The organism is Pseudoclavibacter sp. AY1F1 (assembly GCF_002931075.1).
GTDB lineage: Bacteria > Actinomycetota > Actinomycetes > Actinomycetales > Microbacteriaceae > Pseudoclavibacter.
The window spans coordinates 1-1,749 of the sequence record NZ_PSTQ01000026.1 but is presented as its reverse complement, the minus strand read 5'-3'; the positions used below and the strand labels follow the sequence as shown (position 1 = coordinate 1,749).

1 rRNA gene is annotated in these 1,749 nt (G+C 55.2%); it reads right to left on the bottom strand.

Annotation, left to right across the window (positions count from 1 at the left end):
* Nucleotides 1-215: 215 nt before the first annotated feature.
* Nucleotides 216-1,735 (bottom strand): 16S ribosomal RNA (locus C5B85_RS18840).
* Nucleotides 1,736-1,749 lie beyond the last annotated feature (14 nt).

Sequence of the window (1,749 nt, the reverse complement as noted above, 5' to 3'; positions counted from 1 at the left end):
ACGAAGCAGCAGGCCCGGTCCCTCAGGACCCAACAGCGTGCACACCAGAACCCATCACCACCCACATGTTTCCAACCCCGAAAGGCGTACTCCACACGAACAACAACAAGCACTGCATAGTCAAATGTTCCACCCATGAGCGCCACCGGTCGACGTTTGCGACCGAAATGACTTCAGCTCCACACCCCAAAGAGTGCGTGCTAAGTGCTCCTTAGAAAGGAGGTGATCCAGCCGCACCTTCCGGTACGGCTACCTTGTTACGACTTAGTCCTAATTACCGATCCCACCTTCGACGGCTCCCTCCAAAAGGTTAGGCCACCGGCTTCGGGTGTTACCGACTTTCATGACTTGACGGGCGGTGTGTACAAGGCCCGGGAACGTATTCACCGCAGCGTTGCTGATCTGCGATTACTAGCGACTCCGACTTCATGGGGTCGAGTTGCAGACCCCAATCCGAACTGAGACTGGCTTTTTGGGATTCGCTCCACCTCGCGGTATTGCAGCCCATTGTACCAGCCATTGTAGCATGCGTGAAGCCCAAGACATAAGGGGCATGATGATTTGACGTCATCCCCACCTTCCTCCGAGTTGACCCCGGCAGTCTCATATGAGTTCCCACCATTACGTGCTGGCAACATACGACGAGGGTTGCGCTCGTTGCGGGACTTAACCCAACATCTCACGACACGAGCTGACGACAACCATGCACCACCTGTATACCGACCTTGCGGGGCGAACATTTCTGAACGTTTCCGGTATATGTCAAGCCTTGGTAAGGTTCTTCGCGTTGCATCGAATTAATCCGCATGCTCCGCCGCTTGTGCGGGCCCCCGTCAATTCCTTTGAGTTTTAGCCTTGCGGCCGTACTCCCCAGGCGGGGCGCTTAATGCGTTAGCTACGACACGGAAACCGTGGAATGGTCCCCACATCTAGCGCCCAACGTTTACGGCATGGACTACCAGGGTATCTAATCCTGTTCGCTCCCCATGCTTTCGCTCCTCAGCGTCAGTAATGGCCCAGAGATCTGCCTTCGCCATCGGTGTTCCTCCTGATATCTGCGCATTCCACCGCTACACCAGGAATTCCAATCTCCCCTACCACACTCTAGTCTGCCCGTACCCACTGCAGACCCGAGGTTGAGCCTCGGGATTTCACAGCAGACGCGACAAACCGCCTACGAGCTCTTTACGCCCAATAATTCCGGACAACGCTTGCACCCTACGTATTACCGCGGCTGCTGGCACGTAGTTAGCCGGTGCTTTTTCTGCAGGTACCGTCACTTTCGCTTCTTCCCTACTAAAAGAGGTTTACAACCCGAAGGCCGTCATCCCTCACGCGGCGTTGCTGCATCAGGCTTTCGCCCATTGTGCAATATTCCCCACTGCTGCCTCCCGTAGGAGTCTGGGCCGTGTCTCAGTCCCAGTGTGGCCGGTCACCCTCTCAGGCCGGCTACCCGTCGTCGCCTTGGTGAGCCATTACCTCACCAACAAGCTGATAGGCCGTGAGCCGATCCATAACCAAAAAATCTTTCCAAACACAGACCATGCGATCGTGTTAGATATCCAGTATTAGCCACCGTTTCCGGTGGTTATCCCAGAGTTATGGGCACGTTGCTCACGTGTTACTCACCCGTTCGCCACTAATCCACCCAGCAAGCTGGGCTTCATCGTTCGACTTGCATGTGTTAAGCACGCCGCCAGCGTTCGTCCTGAGCCAGGATCAAACTCTCCGTAAATGAATAACAACCAA